Annotated in this window: 21 protein-coding genes; all 21 read right to left on the bottom strand. The window is 44.6% G+C overall.

Translation table 11 applies throughout. The features are described 5' to 3' along the window. Nucleotides 1–11: 11 nt before the first annotated feature. A complete protein-coding gene (locus tag EO124_RS03290; protein ID WP_127058315.1) occupies nt 12–455 on the bottom strand; it encodes a cupin domain-containing protein in 444 nt (147 codons plus the stop codon). A gap of 82 nt (nt 456–537) precedes the next feature. Next, on the bottom strand, nt 538–849 hold the full coding sequence (locus tag EO124_RS03295; RefSeq protein WP_127058316.1) for a heavy-metal-associated domain-containing protein: 312 nt from the start codon (nt 847–849) through the stop codon (nt 538–540). Between the two features lie 115 nt (nt 850–964). Further along, nucleotides 965–1,201 (bottom strand): Sec-independent protein translocase subunit TatA/TatB, encoded by a 237-nt coding sequence (locus tag EO124_RS03300; protein ID WP_127058317.1) that lies wholly within the window; start codon nt 1,199–1,201, stop codon nt 965–967. A 108-nt stretch (nt 1,202–1,309) separates the two neighbouring features. Next, a complete protein-coding gene (gene pgl, locus EO124_RS03305) occupies nt 1,310–2,056 on the bottom strand; it encodes a 6-phosphogluconolactonase (RefSeq protein ID WP_127058318.1) in 747 nt (248 codons plus the stop codon). After that, on the bottom strand, nt 2,041–3,573 hold the full coding sequence (gene zwf / locus EO124_RS03310) for a glucose-6-phosphate dehydrogenase (protein ID WP_127058319.1): 1,533 nt from the start codon (nt 3,571–3,573) through the stop codon (nt 2,041–2,043). The genes pgl and zwf overlap by 16 nt, the downstream gene beginning before the upstream one ends. Nucleotides 3,574–3,852: 279 nt before the next feature. Next, on the bottom strand, nt 3,853–5,685 hold the full coding sequence (locus EO124_RS03315; protein ID WP_164726539.1) for a carbon starvation CstA family protein: 1,833 nt from the start codon (nt 5,683–5,685) through the stop codon (nt 3,853–3,855). Nucleotides 5,686–6,054: 369 nt separating this feature from the next. Further along, nucleotides 6,055–6,660, bottom strand: a complete 606-nt coding sequence (locus tag EO124_RS03320) for a class I SAM-dependent methyltransferase (protein WP_127058321.1) — start codon at nt 6,658–6,660, stop codon at nt 6,055–6,057. 29 nt (nt 6,661–6,689) lie between these two features. Continuing rightward, nucleotides 6,690–7,538, bottom strand: coding sequence for a bile acid:sodium symporter family protein (locus EO124_RS03325; protein WP_338142090.1), 849 nt, complete (start codon nt 7,536–7,538; stop codon nt 6,690–6,692). A gap of 155 nt (nt 7,539–7,693) precedes the next feature. Continuing rightward, a complete protein-coding gene (gene panC, locus EO124_RS03330) occupies nt 7,694–8,551 on the bottom strand; it encodes a pantoate--beta-alanine ligase (RefSeq protein WP_127058322.1) in 858 nt (285 codons plus the stop codon). Nucleotides 8,552–8,608: 57 nt separating this feature from the next. Then, the gene (gene panD / locus EO124_RS03335) at nt 8,609–9,001 is read right to left on the bottom strand and encodes an aspartate 1-decarboxylase (RefSeq protein ID WP_127058323.1); all 393 of its coding nucleotides are present in this window, start codon (nt 8,999–9,001) and stop codon (nt 8,609–8,611) included. 323 nt (nt 9,002–9,324) lie between these two features. After that, complete coding sequence (locus EO124_RS03340; RefSeq protein ID WP_127058324.1) at nt 9,325–9,903, bottom strand: GNAT family N-acetyltransferase; 579 nt, start codon at nt 9,901–9,903, stop codon at nt 9,325–9,327. Next, nucleotides 9,900–10,658, bottom strand: a complete 759-nt coding sequence (locus EO124_RS03345; RefSeq protein WP_127058325.1) for an amino acid ABC transporter ATP-binding protein — start codon at nt 10,656–10,658, stop codon at nt 9,900–9,902. Before EO124_RS03345 ends, EO124_RS03340 begins: the two co-directional genes overlap by 4 nt. Nucleotides 10,659–10,680: 22 nt before the next feature. Further along, nucleotides 10,681–11,403, bottom strand: a complete 723-nt coding sequence (locus tag EO124_RS03350; RefSeq protein ID WP_127058326.1) for an amino acid ABC transporter permease — start codon at nt 11,401–11,403, stop codon at nt 10,681–10,683. A gap of 5 nt (nt 11,404–11,408) precedes the next feature. Then, nucleotides 11,409–12,137 carry an amino acid ABC transporter permease gene (locus tag EO124_RS03355; RefSeq protein ID WP_127058327.1) on the bottom strand — a complete coding sequence of 243 codons (729 nt, stop codon included), beginning with the start codon at nt 12,135–12,137 and terminating at the stop codon, nt 11,409–11,411. Between the two features lie 20 nt (nt 12,138–12,157). Beyond that, nucleotides 12,158–13,000, bottom strand: a complete 843-nt coding sequence (locus EO124_RS03360) for a transporter substrate-binding domain-containing protein (RefSeq protein ID WP_127058328.1) — start codon at nt 12,998–13,000, stop codon at nt 12,158–12,160. 75 nt (nt 13,001–13,075) lie between these two features. Beyond that, nucleotides 13,076–14,434 (bottom strand): MmgE/PrpD family protein, encoded by a 1,359-nt coding sequence (locus EO124_RS03365; RefSeq protein ID WP_206512529.1) that lies wholly within the window; start codon nt 14,432–14,434, stop codon nt 13,076–13,078. A 9-nt stretch (nt 14,435–14,443) separates the two neighbouring features. Continuing rightward, the gene (locus EO124_RS03370) at nt 14,444–15,535 is read right to left on the bottom strand and encodes a glutathione S-transferase C-terminal domain-containing protein (protein ID WP_241230656.1); all 1,092 of its coding nucleotides are present in this window, start codon (nt 15,533–15,535) and stop codon (nt 14,444–14,446) included. Between the two features lie 184 nt (nt 15,536–15,719). Beyond that, complete coding sequence (locus EO124_RS03375; protein WP_127058329.1) at nt 15,720–16,892, bottom strand: multidrug effflux MFS transporter; 1,173 nt, start codon at nt 16,890–16,892, stop codon at nt 15,720–15,722. Between the two features lie 202 nt (nt 16,893–17,094). Then, nucleotides 17,095–18,213 (bottom strand): outer membrane beta-barrel protein, encoded by a 1,119-nt coding sequence (locus EO124_RS03380; protein ID WP_206512530.1) that lies wholly within the window; start codon nt 18,211–18,213, stop codon nt 17,095–17,097. Nucleotides 18,214–18,426: 213 nt separating this feature from the next. Beyond that, nucleotides 18,427–18,819 carry a 30S ribosomal protein S9 gene (rpsI, locus tag EO124_RS03385; RefSeq protein WP_006555777.1) on the bottom strand — a complete coding sequence of 131 codons (393 nt, stop codon included), beginning with the start codon at nt 18,817–18,819 and terminating at the stop codon, nt 18,427–18,429. A gap of 23 nt (nt 18,820–18,842) precedes the next feature. After that, the gene (gene rplM / locus EO124_RS03390; RefSeq protein ID WP_127058331.1) at nt 18,843–19,283 is read right to left on the bottom strand and encodes a 50S ribosomal protein L13; all 441 of its coding nucleotides are present in this window, start codon (nt 19,281–19,283) and stop codon (nt 18,843–18,845) included. Between the last annotated feature and the right edge of the window lie 175 nt (nt 19,284–19,458).

The raw sequence follows: 19,458 nt of genomic DNA on the forward strand, positions 1-19,458 counted from the left end.
GCTTATACCTTTTAACAACTTTCTAAAAATTCTTTAACCGTTGGATTTGCTTTTAAGACTTCAATTTCTTCTTCGCTTGGAATTTTCACCTTATCACGGTCTATATTAACAAGACACAAAAAGCCTACATAATCGCCCTTATTGGCACGAAATTGATGAATTGTATGACTCGGGATTTCAATAAAATCTCCCACTTTTACATCCACCACATTTTCACCCAGCAAACATTGCCCATGGCCTCTGAAAATCATAACCATATGTGTATGTTCATGATGTTCCAAGGTCGAATAACCACCCGGTTTCACTTCAAAATAACGGAATTGGCAGGGAATGTCAAAGGCGCCGTCAAAGAGTACCTGCCGTGTTACATCTTTGAAGGGACTGCCGTCCTGTTTATAGACTAAAGTATCTACGCCCTCCCAATTAAAGGTTTCTGTATTAAACTTTTTAATCATAATTAACTCCTCAACATTAAGGCCTGCCAATACGTTTAACGCAAAAAACGCCCGTTACTACCGCAACGGACGCATCGCTATTTTACTTAAACATACGTTTCAATGTGCCCATGAGGCCGCCCTTTTCATGAGCATGAGTAGCTTCGGATACGGAAGCTACTTCAAAGCCCGTTGCATCAATGGCTTCTTTAATGGCATCAGCATTAACTTTGTTGCTGTCATAGGAAATAGTTACATCTTTGGATTTCAAATCCACATCAGCTGCCATAACGCCAGGTAAACCAAGCACAGCTGTTTTTACTGTATTTTCACAATTACTGCACATCATACCCGGTACATTGAATACCTGCTGATGAGCATGTCCTGTACTGCCGCAACCACAATCTTTACACATAATGAATTCCTCCATTCTTCTTCCGGTCTGCTGTGCAAACCGCACTAAACTATTAACGATTTAGTCGCAAAGGCCTCCCCTGGCCTGACGGCATAGGGAGGCCTTAATTATCAATTTATTTTATTTCTTTATGTTTTTTATCATTAACGGCTCCCGCTTCCACGTCAATAGTTTCCACTTTAGCCACATCAGATACTTTTTCTTCTTTTTTCTTATCAGAGCTTACAGCGTCTTTAAACTCATTGATTCCTTTACCAATGGCTTTGCCTACTTCCGGTAGCTTTCCCGGTCCGAACACAACGAGCGCAATGACAAGCACTAAAATCAGTTCCTGTGTTCCGAAATTAAACATAATTTTCACCTCGTTTAGCTACAATAACTATCATTTCTAATTACAGTGTAACACGAAACCCCACTAAAACGCTATAGAAAATGTCATAACGATTTGTCAATTTAAATATTAGTTTTTAGCGGCTTTGTCTACATACCATGTCACTGTATCTTGTGAGAGAACAGCACCCGGAAGCACATGGCCGATACGTTCTTCCCACGATTCGTCCATATATTCCTTCCGTTGGCGAAGTACCCGGCCGAGAGCGGCTGCTTTAGATTCACCTACAACGGTAAACCATACATTCCGTGCCTTAGCCAAAAACGGAAACGACATGCTCACACGATTCCATACTTTGCCGTCCGTTACGGGAATTACATTACGTTTTTTCTCGTTAAGAGCTTCGGAACGAGCAAATAAGGACGCCGTATGACCGTCATCACCGAGGCCTAACAACGCAAGATCTACGCCATCTTTTTCACAAGCACTGAGCACTGTAGCCACTTCTTTTTCATAGGCATCGGCTGCTTCTTCGACGGTACCGCTGTTTGTCGGTACCGGATAAAAATGACTGCTGCCGCCAATAGATGCAAAAAGACGTTCTTTGGCACGATAGAAATTGTTGTCCGGATCGGTCTGCGGCACAAAGCGTTCATCCACCCAGAGGAAAAATATATTTTCCCAATCCAATTGCGTACGATATGCATCGGTATTTAAAAGCTCAAATAAAGTATTTGGCGTGGTACCGCCGGAAATAGCTACTACAGCACTTCCGGACTCGGCAATACAAGTATCCGTAAAGGCAATAAAATCCTTAGCAACCGCTTCTGCTACTTCTTGAGCGGTCTCAAAAGCTCGAATTAAATCTTGCGCCATTGTAAGGAGCCTCCTTCTAAAATCTCATTAGTTTCTTTTGGTCCTTCACTATAAGCCGGATAGAAGCAAAGTGGCACATTGTCCAAATCAGCTTCCCAAGCACGCAATAACGGCATAAATAATCGCCAAGATGCTTCTACCGTATCATTGCGCACAAACAAGGTTTGGTCCCCTAAAAGGGCATCCAAAATTAACCGTTCGTAGGCATCCGGAATGTCCTCACCTTGCATAAAATCACTATAGGAGAAATCCATCTCCAAAGTATTCACACAAAGCTTGGAGCCCGGCGATTTAACTTCCAACGATAAGCCCATCCCTTCATGAGGCTGCATACGCAACAACAAGACGTTCTGGTTAAAATCTTTCGGACGAATCGGTTTAAAAATCGAGTGTGGAATCGGTCTAAAGGTAATGGCGATTTCACTGGATTTTTTCGGTAAGCGTTTGCCCGTGCGCATGTAGAACGGCACGCCGCGCCAACGCCAGTTATCGATGAAGAGTTTTAACGCCACATACGTTTCCGTCTGAGAATTCGGGGCAACTCCGTCTTCCTTGCGATAGCCTACGGCCGGGCGTTCCGAATCAACGGCTTCCACATATTGACCGCGCACAGATATTTTGCCGAGGTCCTGCCCTTCGAGCGGACGAATGGACGAAATCAATTTGGCGATTTCATCGCGGTATGCATCAGCTTCAAAAATAGCCGGCGGTTCCATGGCGATGAGTGAAAGCATCTGCACCATGTGGTTCTGGAACATGTCGCGCAAAGCACCGGCTTTGTCATAATAGCCGGCCCGTTTTTCGACGCCTAGTTCTTCCGCTACCGTAATTTCCACTTTTTCAATATAGGTATGATTCCAAAGCGGTTCAAAAATCGCATTGGCAAAACGGAGCATCAAAATATTCTGAACCGTTTCTTTACCCAAATAATGGTCGATACGATAGGTCTGTGATTCTTTAATATAACGTTTCAAGGATTTATCGAGCGCTACGGCACTTTCCAAATCATGACCGAACGGTTTTTCAATAATAACACGGGACCATGCTTCCTCTTCATCGAGTAGGCCCTGTTCCGCCAAACCTTTTACAATCGGTTCAAACATCGTCGGCGGCATAGCGAGATAGAACAAGGCATTACCTTCCGTGCCATGTTCTTCGCTGACCCGTTTAAGCTCTGTTTCAAGCTGTTCAAAGGTAGCCGCTTCTGTATACTGGCCGGCCACATAAGAAAATCGTGCCAAGAAATCGTCCGTTACGGTATCGCCGTTGGCGGCCATGGCCTCACGCACCTCTTCCTGAAAGGCTTCATTACTCATTTCAGTACGGGCTACGCCGATTACGGCAAATTTCTCAGGCAATAATTTACGCTCAAACAAAGCATATATAGCTGGTAACAATTTTCGTTTAGTCAAGTCACCGGAGGCGCCGAATATGACGATAGCCCCGGGGCCCGGAGCCGAGTCAATACAGAGCTGCTCGCGATAGTTGTACGAAACTGTCATTGGTTGTGCACTCATGATTTGCAATCTCCTATTACTATAGAATATCATTCATATGCTTACTCTAGCACAAAACGACTAGAACTTCAATATATGGGTATATCTTGCCCCCTAATTGACAAAATTTTTACTATATTTCCCCGCATATCCCTATATTCTTATGCATATACAAATAACCGCCCCGAATTCGTAATGAATCAGAGCGGTTATTTATATAAATGTCATTCAAACCAAGCTTTGCCTACACCGATTTACATGAACTCGGCTAAAGCTTTTTCTATCTTAGTTTTAAGAGTCTTATTTAACTTCTACCTTTACGGCACCGTATTTTTTTAGACTTTCTGCTTCTACCTCCGCTTGGGTCTTATAGTTTTGCGGAATTTTAGCCAAACGAATCCAGCTGCGAACCGCTTCTACCAATACGATGACAATCATGAGGAACATGACTACACTGAAAGCAACCAAGGTCCATTTGCCGGCCGGAATGTAACTGTAGAATACGTTTTCATAATCAGCGGCAATGGCAATGATGGCCATGAAGAAACATGGCACGCCGGTTACCCAAGCGTAACGTTTGTGGCCGAGACGCATGATTACTGTAGTACCTACGGCCAAAGTCATGGTGCCGAGCAACTGGTTGGATACACCGAATAACGGCCAGATGATACCGATGTTACCTTGTAATACGAGGTAACCCCACATGATACAGATTAAAGCAGCACAGCCATATACGCCCGGTGCCCAATTAACGTTTTCAAGCGGTTTGTAAAAACGGCCTAATAATTCTTGCAATAAATAACGACCTACACGAGTACCGGCATCGATCAAAGTCATGATGAACAAAGCTTCGAACATGATGCAGAAATGGTACCAGTAGCCCATGAGATGAGCCATGTTAGGCAAGCGCGAGAAGATATGTGCCATGCCGACGGCCAAGGAAACGGCGCCGCCCGGACGATGCATTAAATCTTCGCCGACCATCTGGGATAAAGCCGGTAATTCGTGAACCTGAAGTCCCAAAGCTTTGAAGGATTCAGTAGTGGAGTTGATGGCAAAATAGTCATCAGGATGTAATGCGGTAGCGGCAATCAAAGCCATCATGGCAATGAATGCTTCCGTAAGCATAGCGCCGTAACCGATAGGTAAGATTTCTTTTTCATTCGTAATCATCTTAGGTGTTGTACCGGTAGCAATTACAGTATGGAAACCGGATAAAGCACCACAGGCGATGGTAATGAAAATGAATGGGAATACGGAACCTTTAAGGACAGGACCGCCGCCGTAAATGTACTGGGTAACGGCCGGCATTTGGATTATTGGCATAACGATGATAATCCCTAATGCCAAAGCACCGATGGTACCGATTTTTAAGTACGTGGATAAATAATCACGCGGTGCAAGCAACAACCATACAGGCAAGGCCGCTGCGAAGAAACCGTACACGGCCAACATGATTTCGATTGTCTGTAAGTCGTAAAGGAACCAGCTTGCATAAGAAGAAGCGGCTACTTGAGGACCGTAAATAATAGCGGCAAAGATAAGTACTACACCGATAACCGTTGCTTCCTGAATTTTGCCGGGGCGAAGCCAGCGTAAATAAATACCTACGAAAATAGCGATTGGAATCGTCATGCTGACGGAGAAGAAGCCCCATGCGGAGTTATGAAGCGCATTGGCTACTACTACGGCCATACCGGCCAAAGTGATAATCAAAAGGAACAAGGTAGCGAGCATGGCACCGATACTGGCCAAATTGGAAATTTCTTCCTTAGCAATATCGGCAATGGACTTGCCGTCGTAACGAACCGACGCAAACAAAATTACCATGTCGTGAACGGCACCGGCTACAACCGAACCGATCAAAATCCATAATAAACCCGGTAAATAACCGAATTGAGCAGCAATAACAGGACCTACCAAAGGACCTGCACCGGCAATCGCTGCAAAGTGGTGACCGAATGTTACCCACTTATTCGTAGGTACATAGTCATGGCCGTCGTTATGAACTACGGCCGGTGTCGGACGGAACTGGTCCAACACGAGTACCTTGGCGGCTAAGAAGGCCCCATAATAGCGGTAGGCTAAAATGAGGATGCACGCCGAGGCGATTACAATGTACAACCCATTCATTTCCACAAAAAACACCTCCAATGTTCTAACAACATTGAAGGTGAGGGCTCGCATCATAAATAATAAGAGCTAACAGGTAATACGTCCGTCACAAACAATGTTGTTACCCTAGTAGAAAATTCTACGCCCTTATTGTAACGCCTGAGATTGGAGTGTCAATTATCATTTACGAATAATGCAATTCTAATATTACATTTCAGTATTCAAATGTCAAAAAATCGTCTAATAAAAATCCCGATCCTTTCAGTAGGAATCAATTGTTTTTCTCCCCTATGACTTTAATGTATAGAAAACTTTATTAATTTTATACATAATCAGCCATAATAAAAAGACCTGAAACCCTTATAAAACGGCTCCAGGTCATATGTTTCATCTAAAAATTGTTTCATCGACAGTAAGTACGAGGATTTTTTCGCGCCTATCCGTACCGTCAAATAAATCACGACAGTCTATAACGTCCTCTACGGTAAGATTCACATGGTTGAGTAAAAACGCTTCCGTTTCTTCGTACGGATAGTAGAAAAAGAATCGCAAATGCCGCGGTTCTTGATAAACGGAATCGAATATATTCGCCAATACCCGCTTCAAGGTATGTAGCGCAAAGGGATTGAATAAAAAGCAGCAATCCGCTTCCTTCGGTACTTTAAATTTTACCGCATCACCGTGAATAAATTCCACACGATTACCGGCCACCGCCGTTTTCTGATTAGCCAACGACCGTTCCCATAAACGCTCATCAAATTCCACGCCGATACAACGGCAACGAGTTTCATGAACCAGAAAGAGACTGACCCGCCCTTTACCGCTGCCGTAATCGATAAGCGTACTGCGCTTACCGATATAACCCGTACTGATTAAACGTTCCAGCACCGCATAGGGAGTGGGCTCATAGGGATGATGTTCGCCATCAAACTGACTGTCATCGCGACCGGCTGTTTTAATATTAAGCAACTGTTCCCAAGCTTGCTCATCCATACAATACTTCTACTCCTTTACAACTTAGTTTATTCGGCACTTTTTACCACATTAGAGCCTACCAAAGTCTCCGTGCCGTCGTGTTTTTGACGAATGGAAGCAAAGATAGCCCCCGAAATATTATGCCAAACACTGAAGATGGCACCCGGCAAGGTAGCCAGCGGATTCATGGCAAAATGAAGCGTGGCGAGCGATACGGCAAGGCCACTGTTTTGCATGCCTACCTCAATGGTAATAGCCGTTTCCTTAGGATAGGAAACACGCAACACTTTAGCCGCCGTAAGCCCAAGACACATACCGATAAGATTATGCAAAATCACAACCGCCAGTACGACGAGACCGGCCGTAAAAATCTTTGTTACATTCACCGAAATAATCCCGGCAATAATCATAACGATGGCGATGGATGACACCAAAGGCATCGTAGCCAACAAGGCTTCCAATTTTTTACCGAAGAAATGATGGATGGCAATGCCCACCAACACGGGAATCAACACCACTTTAACTACGGACATAACCATGGCTAAGAATGATACTTCCACCCAGGTACCGCCCAGCGAATAAATCAAAAACGGCGTCAATAACGGTGCCAACAAGGTTGACGCAATGGTCATGCCCACAGACAAAGCCACATCACCTTTGGCAATGTAGGTAATCACGTTGCTGGCCGTACCGCCGGGGCAGCAGCCTACGAGAATCACGCCGATGGCAATATCCGTTGGCAGATTAAGGACTTTACAAAGCACATACGCCGTTAACGGCATAATCGTATATTGTAACAATACGCCGCCCAAAATTACTTCTTTCGGATTGGCAAGAACCATTTTAAAATCATTGGCCCTAATAGAGAGCCCCATGCCGAACATGGCGACGCCCAAGAAGACCGACGTATAACTTACCGGTCCAACTAAACATGGAAGGCGTCACACACGCCCAAATAGTAAACGCAATGATAATCACACCGATATACTTAGTCACAAAGCCGGTCAGGCTTTTTAACGTCGAAAGCAACGGTTTCATAGAATCACCCGCCTTATTTAGCAGCATTGTCAGCCGGATTAAAACTGAAATTATCAATCAAACGTGTTTTACCGATATAAACGGCCATGGCCACCAAGACCGGACGATCGATAACGTCCACATCTTCCATGGTCAATGCATCAACGGCTTTAATGTATTCAATCTTAGCCATTGGCTCAGCCGCCACGATATCGGTAATGGCCTGTACCAATTCAGCTGCCGGCATACCTTCTTTAATATGTTCCTTCCCGTAAAAAATCCCGCGAGACAAGCAAAGCGCCGCCTGCCGTTCTTCCGCCGATAAATAGGTATTACGGGAGGATTTGGCGAGGCCGTCTGCTTCACGGACGATTGGACAGCCTACAATTTCAACCGGGCTGTTTAAATCTTCCACCATTTTGCGGATAATGGCCAACTGCTGGGCGTCTTTTTCGCCGAAATAAGCTTTATCCGGCGTCACAATGTTAAATAACTTGGTTACTACCGTACAAACGCCGTGGAAATGAATCGGACGGGATAGACCGCATAAATGCTCATTCATATCCTTCACGATGACGGATACTTTCGCATCCGTATACATTTCTTTAGGATCCGGACGGAACATCAAATCCGCTCCCATTTCTTCACATAAAGCCGCATCACGGGCTTCATCGCGCGGATAGGATTCTAAATCTTCATTCGGTCCGAACTGCGTAGGGTTAACGAATGTGGATACGACCACATGATCATTCTCTTCGGCGGCACGCTTAATCAGCGATGCATGGCCTTCATGCAAAAAGCCCATAGTCGGTACCAAGCCTACTGTTTCACCGGCACGGCGCCAGGCTTTAACGGCGTCACGCACTTCTTTAATCGTATTTACTGTTTTCATATATTTTACGTCCTTTCACAAGTTGTTTGTGAAGATAGCTCTGCTCTGACAGCACAATTACTTCATATCGGCTAACAAACCATGTTTTTCATAATTTGTTACCCTTACAATGGCATTCTTTTCATCCACAAACACCACGGACGGTTTATGAGTTTTAACTTCTTCATCGCTTAACTGTCCATAGGCCATAATAATGACTACATCGCCGGGACAAGCGCAACGAGCGGCGGCACCGTTCAGACAGATCACACCGCTGCCGGCTTCCCCGCTAATAGTGTACGTCTGAAAACGTTCCCCGTTATTTACATTTACAATATCTACCTTTTGGTATTCCAAAATACCGGCAGCTTCGAGCAAATCCGTATCTACTGTAATACTGCCTACATAATCTAAAGCGGCTTGCGTCACCGTGGCGCGGTGAATTTTACCCGCTAATACTTCACGTATCATTCGTTTCTCCTTTACTATAGGCCTCAGCATTGAGGCAATAAAAAACGGCGTTCGCGGAGATTTCTCCATCGAACACCGAAAATAGACAAACTGAGCCCTTCCCGTATTAGACATCGCCATTACCGTGCGCTTGCCCATACTTAAAACGGCTGTTTATTCATACATGAAGCATTGTGTGTCAGATAGAGTATAGTTTCCACAGAATACTATCTCCCACTGCAGTATACCATAAAAATCTTTACATACCTAGCCTTCATTTTGAATATTACGCATAAAAAAATTCTATCGTGCCATGGCAGGATAGAATTTTTAATTAGAAGTCATTATACAATTTTCTTTTCAAAATAAATCGTATGATGTTTTTTACCCGGCAATTGGATCACCTTCGTAATAGTGAAGCCCATGCTTAAGTACATATCTTTAAGCCACGGATGTGTGTCGGCCGTGCCCAGTGTCACCAACGGCGACTTCAGCTGATCGCGCAAAACCGCCGTTTCCACCCACGCCAGCATCTTCTTGGCATAGCCCTGCTTTTTAAAACGAGGCGATGTTACGAAGTGACCGATATGAGGGAATTCACGAGGGCCCGGATTTGGTCCCCACGGCATACGTAGCGTAATAGAGCTCGCCAATTCACCGTCAACAAATAAGCCGTAGGTAGGGTGATCAGCTACCCAAGCGATAGCTTCTGCTTCCGTCATGTGGCTGGCGGAGAAATCCACGCCCACTTCCAAATTACTGGCATAGCCTTCATTAAGCACTTTATAATAAGCCGCTCCATCGTCTTTAGTCAGCTGGCGATAGGTAATCCCCGCCGGCTCCGCTTTGGCCGCTGCATTAACAACTGTATCAGCCGCTTTGGCTGTTGCATCGACCGCTTTAGTATCAGTTGGTTGACTCATATTACATAGTCCTCCCACTGACCCAAATAACGATTCAAGAATTGGCGCGTACGGTCTTCACGAGGATTGCTGATAACTTCTTTAGCCGTCCCCTGCTCCACAATAACGCCCTGTTCCATGAAGATAACCTGGTCCGCCACTTCTTTGGCAAAACCGATTTCATGGGTTACCACAATCATGGTAACGTGCATTTCACAGGCAATATTCTTAATGGCACCCAATACTTCGCCAACGAGTTCCGGATCTAAGGCACTGGTCGGTTCGTCAAATAAAATCACTGCCGGGTCCATAGCAATGGCACGGGCAATGCCCACACGCTGTTGCTGGCCGCCGGATAATTGCACGGGATAATAATCTTCAAAGCCTTTCATGCCCACCGCTTCCAAGCATTTTTCAGCTTTAGCGCGAGCGTCGGCTTTTTTCATGCCCTTTACTGTCACAAGCCCTTCCATGACGTTTTCAATAGCCGTCATATTGGAAAACAAATTATACATCTGAAATACCATGGATGTATGGCGACGAATCGTCAATATTTCCTTCTTCGAGGCCTTGTGCAAATCTACCGTAATATCATTCAAGGTCATTTGACCGGCGTCGGCTTTTTCTAAAAAGTTGAGAGTTCGTAAAAACGTCGTTTTACCACTCCCCGACGGGCCCAGAATAACCGTAACCGAACCGGTCGGCACAGTCATGTCGATACCTTTTAAGATTTCACGGTCCCCAAAGGATTTTCTTACATTTTTTATCTCTATCATAGGATCCTCTAATCTCAATTAATTACACCGCATTACCGCGTTTATACTTACTCATCATGTGTTCCAAGCGTTCAAAAATAAATTCGAATACAATGCCGAGGCCCCAATAAATAAGAGCCACCACGATATACGCTTCAAAGTACGCCGAATTATCTTCTACATAGAGCTTGGCTGCGCCCAACAATTCCACCACCGTAATGATGAACACGATACTGGTGCTCTTCATGGTGTTTAAAAACTGATTGGCAAAGAGCGGTAACGCAAATACCGCGGCCTGTGGCAATACAACTCGGCGAAATGCCTGTGGCCAAGTCATACCGATAGATAAAGCGGCCTCAACCTGACCTTTCGGCACCGACTGAATGGCGGCACGGAAGATTTCACTTAAATAGGCCCCCGTATGTAAGGTTAAACCTACGACGGCTACGAGTGCGGCCGGCACTTTTTCATACGGCACATGAACACCGGTCTGGTCTTCCAAGGCCAAGAATAAAATTGGCAAGCCGTAATAAACTAAGTACAAAAGCACCATGTTCGGCAAACTGCGACATACGATAACAAAAATATCAGCCAATTGCTTGAGTACCGGAATGCGATTAAGCTGCGCAACGGAGCTCAAAAGGCCCAACAAAATACCGAAAGCCACACTGGCGAAGGTAAGCCACAAGGTTACTTTTACATAGCCCAGGACATACCAAAAGGTGCCGCTTATATATTGAAAGCTAATAATACTCGTCGATTCCATGAGCCTCACCCCTTACTTACTGCGGTGCGTGCTGCTGTGTTGCGTGCTACCCGTTCACTGATAGAGTAACGACGCTCTAAGAACCGCCCGATTAACGAAATAATCAATACAAGTAGGCCATAAATAATGGCTACGTCTACAAAAAGTTCCAAACTACGCTGGGAGTTCGCGCCCATCAAATCGGCGCGGCGCATAATGTCCACGACACCTACGTTAAAAATCAAAGAAGTGCCTTTCATCATGCCGATAACACTGTTAATAAGCGGCGGAATCGCCATGGTAAAAGCCTGCGGCAAAATAACACGACGATAGCTTTGAAAGCTCGTCATGCCCAAACTCATAGCCGCTTCTTTTTCACCTTGCGCTACCGCCTGAATACTACTGCGTAAAATTTCAGAACTGTACGCCCCTATATGTAACGTAAATACAACGATAACAAATAATAAGCCTGGCACATTTTTCGTGCTGATTCCCATGTGACTCAAAATTTCCGGAACCCCAAAGTAGATTAAAAATAATTGTACTAAAAAGGGCGTTCCGCGCATAAAGGAGACATAAACAGTAAGTGCCTGTCTTAAAACAGGCACTCGGTTTACACGGGCAATGGCGATTAGGCATCCTAAGAGGATGCCTAAAATAGTGGCCACAATCGTAATTGTTAAGGTTATATTGAGCGATGCTAATAGGATTGGAAAGGACTTCACCATATAGGTAACGTCAAAATACTGTCCCATATCACTGCCTCCGTTAACAATTATTTCTTAGGCTCAACGGTGTAATCGCCACCTAAATACTGCTCAGATAATTTTTTAAGCGTACCGTCTTCACGCATAGCTTTTACTTGGGCGTCAATTTTGTCCGCTACTTTTTGCATTTCAGGGTCTTTGCGAAGCAAGAAGTAAGTCGGTACATCAGTCAACGTATCACCTACGGATTCTACCGGTAAATTACGATCTTTCTGCGCCGTACTTACCATGTATTCATACTCACCGGCAGCATCGGCACGGCCGGTCGCTACTAAGTTCAACGTTTCTACGGTACCTTTATCAGTGTAGATAACATTGATTGGGGTAGCGGCGGTTTCGTTATATTTCTTCAATAAATCAACAAATTCGGAATTAGTAGTGGCGGCTACGGTTTTACCTTCCAAATCCTTTAAGGAATGAATGTCGGTGCGGCCTTTTTTAACAACTAATTTACGAACAGTGTAGTTGTTAATTTCTTTGGTGTAGAGATATTTAGCGGCACGTTGCGGATTATTACGCATTTGGTTCGCAATCATATCCACCTGACCGGCGTCCATCGCTACGAAAGCAGCGTCAACAGCCATCGGCTTGAAGTTGAATTTTAAGCTTGGGTCACGACGCTCTACTTCTTTCAAAATTTCCACGTCATAACCGGTCAAAGTACCGTCATCATTAGTATAGGAGAATGGTTTGGATGTGCCACGAGTCGCAACATTTACCACTTTCGCATCCGGATTGGATGCAGCCGCTTTATCGGCACTGTCATCGCTGGCGCAACCGGCTACAACACCTAAAGCAAGAACTAAAGTGCCTAATAAGGCAAAGCGTTTCCAAGATTTTTTAAAGTTCATTGTATTTTCCTCATCTCTTTTCACAACATTATGAATTCATTCACAACACCATATATGTATAACTTGCAACAAATATTATAACTGCTCTAGCACGGCAGCCATTGTGCCGTTTGGCCAGTCAACTAGCATGGCAAGCAATTGTTTACTGAAGTCCCCCGACGTGGCATTCGTTAATTTAGTCGCCAGTATCGCCGCCGTAAACGGCTTATTGGGAGAACCTAAGGGGGCATCTTCGGTATAGCTGAATTCGGTACCGTCAGTTAGACGAACCGTCACTTTTATTACACGCACATCTTTAGCTACCGCCGGTAAATCATTCGTGCGTTTGAATCGGCCCGCTTCAAGGGCTGCTTTAAACTCAGCCGGTACGGATGACTCTTTAAAAAGTTCATCATCTATATGACCCAAACTGAGCATTTGCCAGCCCACGAATTCCATGGAAAAACGACCTTCCTGGCCGCTTTGCGGATTCTTATAGCGAAGAGCCGTATCTGCCTTAGGCGGAAAATGAAACGTTACCGTTTCAATATCAGACCAACTGTAACCTTGAGGCGACAACTGTTCCCTGCGAATTTTCTCACACGCTGACACACCGCAAATAGCCGCCGAACAATAGGGATGTAACTTCATCCACAAGCCGGGCTTACTGATTTGACCGGGTGCTAACCATTTTGAACGTAATTCATCCGGAGTCACCGGAACCTGCCCAAAGGTATTAAGCCAACCGGTTTCATTATTAAACACATTCTGATTAGCGGTCAAACTCGTAGTTTGCAACAGCCAAAAGGCGAATACTGCGTTACGAGCGGCAAAACCGGAATGAAGCGGCTTCGTATCGGAGCCCGCTTCAAAGCCCATGCCGGCCGACTGCGTGCCGGCTAAGGATAATAATTGAGCCGTTTCAGAACTCGACAGTTTTGCCAATTTAGCTAACGCCGCCGCACCACCTAACGGACCAATCGTACCGGTTGAATGCCAACCGGCCACCTTGTGATTAGGGTTTAAATAGGCCCCCAAAATGCCCTCCAGTTCAGCGCCTACCACATAGGCGGTCAGAATATCGAGCACCGTATCCGTCGGCTTAGCTACCGCTAATAACACGGAAAACAGGACGGTACTGAAATGCCCGGCAATATTGGCCTGGGCATCATCATAATCTAAATAATGCGAGCAAAAGCCGTTAAAGAAAGCGGCATACTCAGGCGCCGTTTCAAAGGGTTGGCCGATTAATTTTCGGTTCCCTTCGGCCAGCCGTCGCGTAGCCAATTCCTTAGCCAAGGCCACCACCTTAGACTCCTTACGAGCGGCTAAGGTGGAAGCAACGTAATCGATAAAGGCCACTTTGGCTAGATTTAATAAGTCAGGACGATTGGTTATATCCGTCTCTCGGATTAACTCCACAATCGTGGCTGTATTTTCATCCATCCCCTTCATAAAAGCCTCTTATTTAGCGAATTTTTCAGCACGGTCGTTCGGTTCAGCCCAGATAGAATCATCAGGACCCAATGGAACCAAACGAGGTAAGTCTTCGATTGGCGTATGGTCTACATAGTAGAAACGTTTACGCATGGAGTCGAAGTCCGTGTTATTGCCGAAGGCCGGAATGGAATATAAATCTTTTGCATAATTCCAAAGGTTTGGATAGTCTACCAAGCGTTTTTTATTAACAAAGTATTTTTGATAGAATACGAGGTCAAAACGCTGTAACGTTACGAATAAACGAATATCAGGGTCCGTAATGGTGTCGCCCATGAGGTAACGCATACGGCCGAGACGTTCTTCCAACCAATCTAAACGGTCAAAAATACGATTGAAGTAAAATTCATAATCTTTCTGATTATTAACCATAGCCGCCAAGTTAACCGCTAAGTTAACGTCCGCATAAATAACTTCGTTAAGCGCATCGATGTCTTCACGAAGGTCTTCCGGATAAATATCAGGCACGGACGGATCAATAAATTTCTTGAACGCCGTAGCGATTTCGGTAGTCAATACATGGTAGTCATTATTAACAACAGCGCCGGTTTTCACGTCAACAATAGCCGGAACGGTAGAACGCTGATCGTAGTTAGGGTCACCTTTGCGATACGCTTCACCAAGGGAGTGGATTTTTAAAACAGGGTCTACATCGCCTTCGTCAAGGGTGAAGAACCAGTCGCCGATAACGCCGGCCGGACGAAGCGGATCAACGACGCCTTTAGAAATTACTTTATCCAAACCAAGGTAATCAATGGCGATAGATACGCGGTTAGCCCAAGGGCAATGACGGGACCAGATTAAACGGTAACGGCCTTCTTCTACCGGAAGTTCCCCTTCACCGTCACCAAATGGTGTAGTGAATTGCGGTTCTTCAGGATCGGCATATTTCTGGCGACGATTGAAGTTAGATGCATCGCGGCCTTCATATTCTTTTTGTTCCCCAATAGCGCGCGGATTGCTGGATTGGAATGGTGAAAAATCGATTGGGCAGGCGTTCATTTTACGGGTAAAATGTATCTCTGCTCTAGCTTCTTCAATAGATTTATCTTTAATCATAATCTCTCTCCTCTTCAAATTATAAACTTCTAAATCCTTCTTTTTATATAGGATTAATTTTTAAAAAATAGACACACACAACATGTATGTGTGTCTATTACATTTTACTCTTTAATGCAATTCCTGTCAATAAAGTATGAATAAAAAGACCGACAAATCTCGAATTATAGGTCTATGTCAACAACTAGTCCATTTCGTTAATTAACACTTTCATACTCATTAAGGATGCCATGTGCTCAACTACCACCAAGACAGCTATAGGCCACATGCTATTACCGCCACCGATACCTACGAGCGGTGACGCTACGGCGCCGGCTACGAAAGAAATAACACCGAGCCAACCGGAAGCACTGCCGGCCATCCCTTTATGAGCATTCATACCGCTGGAAAAACTGAGCGGTAAGGTACAGCCGCAACTGAAAATAACAAGTGCCAAGGCAATCATAATAAACAACGGGCTCGCAGGTTCCACAGCCGCTATAAGCAATAAGATTACGCCAATAAGGGCGCCCCCTACATTGCCCCACCATAACACAGTGCGTTCGCCGAGACTCTTACTGAGACGACCGAAGATCTGGGCCCCCAAGGCTAAACACCCGGATCCGACGCCAAAGAAAATACTGAACTCGGTAGGCGTAAAACCGTACAAACCCTGCATAATAAACGGGGATGCCCCGATATAGCCAAAAAGCCCCATGGAGGCAAAGCCCTGCACCAAAAAGTAGCCGCGATAGTTTTTATTATTCCACAAGGCTACCATATTGCGAAGCGATTCTGTTAAACCGCCTTGCAAGCGTTTCTCTGCGGGCAATGTTTCCGGCAAAGTTGTCATGGACCATACAGCGCCGATAATACCGCACGCCGTTAATAACAAGAAAATGGCCTCCCAATTCCAATATTGCAGTAACAGCCCACCAATAACAGGCCCCGCAATCGGCACGACCGATGTAATGAGTACCAACAGCGAAATAAAACGAGTTAACTCATTACCTGAATGGGTATCACTGGCAATGGAACGACTCAATACAATACAACCGGCGCCGGCCACACCTTGCACAAAACGCCATACAAGAAATTCCGTAAGCGTTGTAGCGGTGCCGCATAAAAATGAGGCAATGGCAAAACCCACGAAGGATACCATAACCGGCTTACGGCGTCCCACGCCATCGCTCCAAGGGCCGATTAGAATTTGCCCCAAGGCCAAGCCGATTAAGCAGGTCGTCAAGCTGAGCTGCCCACCCGATGCGGTAGTCCCCAAATCACGAGCAATCGCCGGTAGCCCCGGCAAATAAATATCCGTACTGAGCGGACCGATAGCCGCCATGAATGCAATTAAAACGATAACAAATGTATTCATAAATAATTACCTCTCAATTTCGGTTATTCCGGTTAGCAGTTAAGCTCATCCGCATAAAAATATGTGTATCCGTATAACTCAACCCAAAAGGGAGTCCTCTTTGAGGACCCCCTGTATATGTTCATAGGACATATGTTAACTGCTAACATAATCAGTGTAACACAAATTACACAAATTATAAACCAATTTTTCAGTGATTCAATTATTTATTTTCCCAAATATCTACACGACGGTTGTCGGCGCGACCTTGGTCGGAGTCATTAGAAGCTACCGGATCATTTTCACCTTTGTAGTTAAGTACTAACTGGGATGCCGGTACACCTTGGCTCTGAGCATAAGCAGCTACATTATCAACACGACGTTGGGACAATGCATTGTTGTAACCATCAGTACCGCGGGAATCAGTATTACCTACCAATTTGAAGGTATGCGTAGGGTTAGCTTTAGCTACCTGTACAAAATGATCTAATTTAGACTGTTCAGTGCTAAGCGGTTGATCTTCGTCAAAACCGAAGTGAACACTTTCTAAGTAATAATCATTGCGTACCGGAGCTTGTTGCACTACCGGTGTAGCTTGAGGCTGTGGCTGTGGACGGTAAGCAGGTGCTGCCGGTTGTGGAGCCGGAGCTTCATCACGGTCACCGCCAAAACGATAAGAAAGACCGGCAATGAAACCTTTGTAGCTGATATTAGCATCATCAGCCGCATCAAAATCACCTTTATCAACCAATTTAGTATTTACATAACGATAACCGGCACTCACATCTAAATCAGGGGTAATGCTGTAGCCGAGGCCCGCTTCCCAAATGGTAGTATTTTTAGTACCGATAGCGGCTTTACCGTATACATCCAATTTATCGGTAATAGGTGCTTTACCGATAATACCGATTTGAGCTACGTTATTAGTTTTAGATAAGCTGTCGCCTTCATAAGTTAATTTATTTTTAATGCGGTTATAACCTGCATAAGCGGCAAAATTTTTATTAATAGAATAAAGTGCATTTACTTCCTGGCTGTTGCCATCAGTGCCAATACCGGCAGTTTCACTGTTGCCCTTAGTTTCTAAACCATAGTAATTGTATTGAACTGCCCAGCGGTCATTCAAACCGTAAGTTACACCACCGTTTAAGTTCCATTTATCACCGGTAGTCACATCGCCACCTTCACCGATAAGTTTGTTGGCATCAACGCCGGCTTCCACATTCCAAGCCCCCAAATCTACCTGCCATTGACCTTCTTGCCATTGAGTTTGTGGTGTAGCAAAAGCTGCGGATGTTACAGTAGCTGCTACAACAGCTAATAATAATGCACGTTTTTTCATAATATCTCCTCTTTTCTAAAACTTTCGCAATATTTTTAAATATTACATTTATAAGTTTATTATAGATTTTTTTCGATATAAAATCAATAGGATTTTAGTGAATAAAGTATTAAAGCGAAAATATAATATTACGATAATTTAATAAAAGCTTCAGATAAAAAAAAGAAACCCCACAAACCGAGGTTTGTGGGGTTTTCCATTTGTAATCGAAAATTAACGTTTCGAGAACTGGGATGCTTTACGAGCTTTTTTGAGACCGTATTTTTTACGTTCTTTCATACGTGGGTCACGAGTCAAGAAGCCGGCTTTTTTAAGGGACTGACGAAGTTCTTCGTCAACGCCGAGCAACGCACGGGAAATACCGTGACGGATTGCGCCTGCTTGACCGGATGGACCGCCACCTTCAACGCTGGCGATTACATCATATTGTTCAACCGTACCGGTAAGGTTAAGCGGTTGTTTTACGATCAATTCCAAAGTCTTACGACCGAAGTATTCGTTTAATTCACGTTTGTTAATCGTGATTTTACCTGTGCCCGGTACCAGACGAACTCTGGCAACGGAAGATTTTCTACGGCCTGTACCGTAGTACTGAGCTACTGCCATGTGTATGTTCCTCCTCCCGGAAATTACCGAATATCAAATTCCAAAACTTCAGGTTTCTGAGCTGCATGTGGATGTTCAGGACCTGCATAAACGTTCAATTTACGATAAATTTGAGCGCCTAATTTGTTCTTAGGAAGCATCCCGCGAACTGCCATTTCCACAACACGTTCAGGGTGTTTTGCCAACATGTTACCAAGAGTAACGAATGTGGAACCGCCCGGATAACCGGAATGACGGAAATACGTTTTCTGTTCTAATTTTTTACCTGTGAAACGAACTTTCTCAGCGTTGATTACGATAACGTGGTCACCGGTGTCAACATGTGGTGTGAAAGTTGGTTTATTTTTGCCCCGAAGAACTTTAGCTACTTCGGCAGCAAGGCGTCCTAAAGTTTTACCTTCAGCGTCAACAACATACCATTTCCGTTCGATAGTGTTCGGATTGGCCATATATGTGGTTTTCATGCTGCTAATTCCTCCTCATAACGACTAACTTTACCAAAAAGCATCCTGCTCTCTTTCCGGGGCTAATGGAATAAGATTCAAATGCTTACCGAAATATTATACATGGTTTGACAGAGTGATGTCAACCACATTTTAACATTTCCCGATATAATAATTTTTGGCTCAAATAGAAAAA

The organism is Veillonella ratti, assembly GCF_003992115.1.
GTDB lineage: Bacteria > Bacillota > Negativicutes > Veillonellales > Veillonellaceae > Veillonella_A > Veillonella_A ratti.

Coding starts and splice junctions, on each gene's coding strand:
- zwf (WP_127058319.1), bottom strand. CDS start 3,573: ATGAGTGCACAACCAATGACAGTTTCGTACAACTATCGCGAGCAGCTC.
- EO124_RS03380 (WP_206512530.1), bottom strand. CDS start 18,213: ATGAAAAAACGTGCATTATTATTAGCTGTTGTAGCAGCTACTGTAACA.
- EO124_RS03340 (WP_127058324.1), bottom strand. CDS start 9,903: ATGAGTCAACCAACTGATACTAAAGCGGTCGATGCAACAGCCAAAGCG.
- EO124_RS03375 (WP_127058329.1), bottom strand. CDS start 16,892: ATGAATACATTTGTTATCGTTTTAATTGCATTCATGGCGGCTATCGGT.
- EO124_RS03360 (WP_127058328.1), bottom strand. CDS start 13,000: ATGAACTTTAAAAAATCTTGGAAACGCTTTGCCTTATTAGGCACTTTA.
- EO124_RS03300 (WP_127058317.1), bottom strand. CDS start 1,201: ATGTTTAATTTCGGAACACAGGAACTGATTTTAGTGCTTGTCATTGCG.
- EO124_RS03350 (WP_127058326.1), bottom strand. CDS start 11,403: ATGGAATCGACGAGTATTATTAGCTTTCAATATATAAGCGGCACCTTT.
- pgl (WP_127058318.1), bottom strand. CDS start 2,056: ATGGCGCAAGATTTAATTCGAGCTTTTGAGACCGCTCAAGAAGTAGCA.
- panC (WP_127058322.1), bottom strand. CDS start 8,551: ATGAAAACAGTAAATACGATTAAAGAAGTGCGTGACGCCGTTAAAGCC.
- rpsI (WP_006555777.1), bottom strand. CDS start 18,819: ATGGCAGTAGCTCAGTACTACGGTACAGGCCGTAGAAAATCTTCCGTT.
- EO124_RS03345 (WP_127058325.1), bottom strand. CDS start 10,658: ATGATAGAGATAAAAAATGTAAGAAAATCCTTTGGGGACCGTGAAATC.
- EO124_RS03320 (WP_127058321.1), bottom strand. CDS start 6,660: ATGGATGAGCAAGCTTGGGAACAGTTGCTTAATATTAAAACAGCCGGT.
- EO124_RS03315 (WP_164726539.1), bottom strand. CDS start 5,685: ATGAATGGGTTGTACATTGTAATCGCCTCGGCGTGCATCCTCATTTTA.
- EO124_RS03290 (WP_127058315.1), bottom strand. CDS start 455: ATGATTAAAAAGTTTAATACAGAAACCTTTAATTGGGAGGGCGTAGAT.
- EO124_RS03365 (WP_206512529.1), bottom strand. CDS start 14,434: ATGAAGGGGATGGATGAAAATACAGCCACGATTGTGGAGTTAATCCGA.
- rplM (WP_127058331.1), bottom strand. CDS start 19,283: ATGAAAACCACATATATGGCCAATCCGAACACTATCGAACGGAAATGG.
- EO124_RS03370 (WP_241230656.1), bottom strand. CDS start 15,535: ATGATTAAAGATAAATCTATTGAAGAAGCTAGAGCAGAGATACATTTT.
- EO124_RS03295 (WP_127058316.1), bottom strand. CDS start 849: ATGTGTAAAGATTGTGGTTGCGGCAGTACAGGACATGCTCATCAGCAG.
- EO124_RS03355 (WP_127058327.1), bottom strand. CDS start 12,137: ATGGGACAGTATTTTGACGTTACCTATATGGTGAAGTCCTTTCCAATC.
- panD (WP_127058323.1), bottom strand. CDS start 9,001: ATGATACGTGAAGTATTAGCGGGTAAAATTCACCGCGCCACGGTGACG.